Annotated in this window: 2 protein-coding genes, 1 tRNA gene and 1 pseudogene; 1 reads left to right on the top strand and 3 read right to left on the bottom strand. The window is 48.6% G+C overall.

The annotated features are described in order from the left end of the window. The 3 genes and pseudogenes from AC1DPK_RS33895 to AC1DPK_RS33885 all read right to left on the bottom strand — a co-directional run. A pseudogene (locus AC1DPK_RS33895) lies at positions 1 to 1,781 on the bottom strand (hypothetical protein); the annotation flags it as partial. Between the two features lie 254 nt (positions 1,782 to 2,035). After that, on the bottom strand, positions 2,036 to 2,227 hold the full coding sequence (locus AC1DPK_RS33890) for a hypothetical protein (RefSeq protein ID WP_477512998.1): 192 nt from the start codon (positions 2,225 to 2,227) through the stop codon (positions 2,036 to 2,038). Positions 2,228 to 2,462: 235 nt separating this feature from the next. Beyond that, positions 2,463 to 3,614, bottom strand: a complete 1,152-nt coding sequence (locus AC1DPK_RS33885; protein ID WP_477512997.1) for an HD domain-containing phosphohydrolase — start codon at positions 3,612 to 3,614, stop codon at positions 2,463 to 2,465. A gap of 180 nt (positions 3,615 to 3,794) precedes the next feature. On the opposite strand from AC1DPK_RS33885, the gene AC1DPK_RS33880 reads away from it, so the two are divergent. Then, a tRNA-Arg gene (locus AC1DPK_RS33880) sits at positions 3,795 to 3,871 on the top strand. Positions 3,872 to 4,149: the final 278 nt, after the last annotated feature.

Raw genomic sequence — 4,149 nt, 5'->3', positions numbered from 1 at the left:
CCTGTTACACCGTCGGCTCCTGTTGCTCCTGTAGAGCCCGTTACACCCGTTGCTCCTGCTGTTCCTGTCGCGCCTGTTGCCCCATCCGTTCCTGTCGCTCCAGTTTCACCGTCGGCTCCTGTTGCTCCTGTGGAGCCCGTTACACCCGTTGCTCCTGCTGTTCCTGTCGCGCCTGTTGCCCCATCCGTTCCTGTCGCACCAGTTACGCCGTCGGCTCCTGTTGCTCCTGTAGAGCCCGTTGCACCCGTCGTTCCTGGTAATCCAGTCGCCCCGGTCGCTCCTGTTACTCCTGCTCCCGTAGCACCAGTTGCTCCTGTAGCACCACTCGCTGCAATAAGCGTATAATCCGGCGATGTTCCCGGTGTGCCTGTTGGCGGCGCCGTATTCACGATATACGTGCTTCCATTAAACGTTACGACCTGACCTACTGGATATCCTGGAGCTGCGAGTGGATCAAATACTACAATTCCGCTTAGCCCGACTCCTGTAGATCCCGTCGTTCCTGACGCTCCTGTTACTCCTGTCGCACCTGTTGCACCAACAGCTCCCGTTGCGCCTATCGATCCCGTTGCACCCGTTGCTCCATCTGTTCCCGTGGCACCTGTTGCTCCCGCTCCCGTAGCACCCGTAGAACCTGTAGCACCACTCGCCGCAAGCAGCGTATAATCTGACGAAATTCCTGGCGTGCCTGTTGGTGGTGCCATATTCACGATATACGTGCTTCCATTAAACGTTACGACCTGACCTACTGGATATCCTGGAGCTGCGAGTGGATCAAATACTACAATTCCGCTTAGTCCGACTCCTGTAGCTCCGGTAGATCCCGTCGTTCCTGACGCTCCTGTTACTCCTACTCCTGTCGCACCTGTTGCACCAACAGCTCCCGTTGCGCCTGTCGATCCTGTTGCACCCGTTGCTCCATCTGTTCCCGTTGCACCTGTTACTCCCGCTCCTGTCGCACCAGTTGCACCTGTAGCACCACTCGCCGCAAGCAGTGTATAATCCGGTGAAGTTCCAGGTGTGCCTGTTGGCGGAACTGTATTCACGATATAAGTGCTGCCGTTAAACGTCACAACTTGACCAAGAGGATAGCCCGGTGCTGCGAGTGGATCAAATACTACTGCTCCGCCTAGACCGACTCCTGTCGCACCAGTAGATCCCGTTGTTCCTGTTGCACCTGTTACTCCCGCTCCTGTTGCACCCGTCGCACCTGTAGCACCACTCGCTGCAAGCAGCGTATAATCCGGCGAAGTACCTGGTGTGCCTGTTGGCGGCGCCGTATTCACCACATAGGTCCTTCCGTTAAACGTTATGACCTGACCGACTGGATACCCCGGTGCTGCGAGTGGATCATAAGTCACGACGCCGTCTAGACCTACTCCCGTTGCACCTGTAGGACCAGTTGCACCTGCTACTCCCGCTCCTGTAGCACCAGTTACTCCGCTTGCTGCAAGCAGCTTATAGTCTGGCGAAACACCGGGTGTTCCTACTGGAGAAGACGTATTTACAACATACGAGCTCCCATTAAACGTAACCACTTGCCCTGCTTGATAGCCAAGTGCTGCGAGTGGATTAAATGCAACAATACCATTTAAGCCTGCTCCTGTAGCACCTGTAGTTCCTGTAGTTCCTGTAGTTCCTGTAGTTCCTGTAGCTCCCATGGCACCTGTTGACCCAACAACACCTGCTGCCCCAGGACTGCCCGCAGCTCCCGTTGCCCCGGTTGCTCCTTTTGCACCTGTATCTCCATCCGTTCCACGAAAACCTCTGTGCCCCCTCAAACCTCGAGGTCCTCTATCTCCCTTCGGCCCTCTATACCCTCTTGGCCCCCTTACGTACCTTTTTACTCTTTTACTCGGTTTTGAAGAATGGCCGCCCAGGCATTTCAAAGCACTATTGAGGATTATGATAGAGTCCTTCACATCAACTTTAGCTCTTCTAATTTTATCTCTACGTGTAAGCCTTCTGGCCTTCCGCAGCTCAACAATCGCTAAGTTTAGTTTTCTTAAGCATTTCGACCGTTTATGCGCCAACTCTATACACCTCCAATAAGATCAGATTTTGCATTTTTCTTCCGTTTTTTATGAACAATACTGCCCATCGAAGCGACTGCTTCATGTATTTGCTGCTCAGCGTGTTTTAAGTGTTTCGTTTTAATTAAATTTCTCGCTGATTCCAATTTGTAAATCGCTTCATTTATTTTCTGCCCTTGAAGCCTTTTGTTCATAGACGTTTTATCACCCTCCGCTATTTAGCTTGTAATCCGCTCTAGCTTATAAAGTGTTTATAATAACTAAATCAGTCTATGTCCAAAATGGTTTTCGAACACGGTAAATACCTAGCCTTTCAAGCAAAGTACAAGCAAGCGCCCTATATTTATTAAATCAAGGCTTGGACGACACTGAATTTTTTTAAAAAAAAGACCTCATTGGGTTCACCCCAACAAGGTCTGCAAGCAGCTTCTACTCCTTCTCCAGCCAATCAGCATCACGATCTCTTATTTCCAAAAGAAGCGGCAGCTGTTCAAAAAAAGCATCTACCACCTGAGGGTCAAAATGCCTCCCCCGTTCTTCTTTGATCAGTCCCAAAATGCGATCCATCCCCCAAGCCTCTTTATACATTCTTGCGCTGCTTAAAGCATCAAATACATCTGCCAGCGCAGTAATTCGCCCATATATATGAATAGCCTCACCCTTAAGGCCTTGCGGATATCCGGTACCGTCCCACTTTTCATGATGCTGCCAAGCCACAATCGCCGCAGCCTGCAGCAGCGGTCTCTTGGAATTGTGCAATAATCGGTAACCGATAATGGCATGCTCCTTAATCTGCTCATACTCTTCTGCCGTTAGCTTCCCTGGTTTTTTCAACACAGCATCCGGAATAGCTACTTTGCCGATATCATGCATTGGAGATGCGCTGCGCAGCATGTCTGCTTCAGGATCACTCATGCCTAGTCCTTTTGCCAAAACATATGAATATTGTGCAACCCGTTTTACATGATTGCCCGTTTCTTGCGAGCGACCTTCACCGATTTTTCCCATTGCCAAAATAATCTCTTTTTGCGTCTCAATTATTTCCTCATACAGCATGATGGACTCAAGCGACTTGCCTGAGTAAGATGCAGCAAGCGATAAGTATTCCATATCTTTCACCGAGAGTATCTGCTTCTCTGTTAATTTGTTTATGGCTTGATAGGCACCGATTACTTCTCCTTGATTATTGTGAAAAGGGATCGTCATAATCGATTTCGTCCGATAACCGGTCTTTAAGTCGTTATCCGGATTGTGCCTTGGATCTTCATAGGCGTCATCTATAAATATAGATTGTCCCGTGCTTATAGCACTTCCTACCAGCCCGCTGCCGTAAGGAATCCGTATCTCGCAAGCCCCGTGAGCTACCGCTGTAAAAAGCTCACTGCGAGCAGCATCAATCAACCAGACGGTGCACCGATCTGCAACGACCATCTCTCTGCCCATATTGGCCATTAAGATAAGGACAGCATCCAGCTTCTTTTCATTCGCTATTTTAGCTGTATATTCAAAAATCACCTTAAGCATTTGTTCAGGCGACAAATCCAATCGAAACGATTGCGGTTCATTTTGGAATTCAAGCATTCGAACAATCCTCCAGCCGATCAAACTCGTTATCCTTACCTCTATTCGCCTTTACAAGCTTTTTATCCTCTTGATTCCATATAAAAGCGCAGTTATTCGACAAAAAAATACAATAGTCTTACACTAAAATGGTTAATCTTGCTTCACCTAAAGCACCCATGCTATAATCAATGTTGCTGCGCGTCCGTAGCTCATCCGGATAGAGCAAACGTTTCCTAAACGTTAGGTGGGAGGTTCGAGCCCTCTCGGGCGCGCCATTTCTTTCACGAATATATAAAGCTTATTGCTAATGCCGGCAATAAGCTTTTTTTGTTTTCATCCAAACCGCACCAACAGGCAAGTGTCGAATAATTTTTATAAGACACCTGATCAGGATACATTGACTACGGAACGTTTGTTCGCATATAATGTGCATGAGGTGATTTACAAATGGCCATGCCGTTGTCCAAAGTAAACAATTCATACCTGTACCATCCACCTGCTCACGATGAGATACAGCTTCTTCACAAAGCTATTATCCTTCCACTAGCTCTCG

It is taken from the genome of Paenibacillus sp. 01T424 (assembly GCF_056398745.1).
The sequence above is the reverse complement of the archived record's forward strand: the minus strand, read 5'-3'. Positions and strand labels throughout refer to the sequence as shown.

What these genes read in the sequence shown, in the direction of transcription:
- AC1DPK_RS33890 (WP_477512998.1), bottom strand. Translation starts at nt 2,227, where the DNA reads ATGAACAAAAGGCTTCAAGGGCAGAAAATAAATGAAGCGATTTACAAA.
- AC1DPK_RS33885 (WP_477512997.1), bottom strand. Translation starts at nt 3,614, where the DNA reads ATGCTTGAATTCCAAAATGAACCGCAATCGTTTCGATTGGATTTGTCG.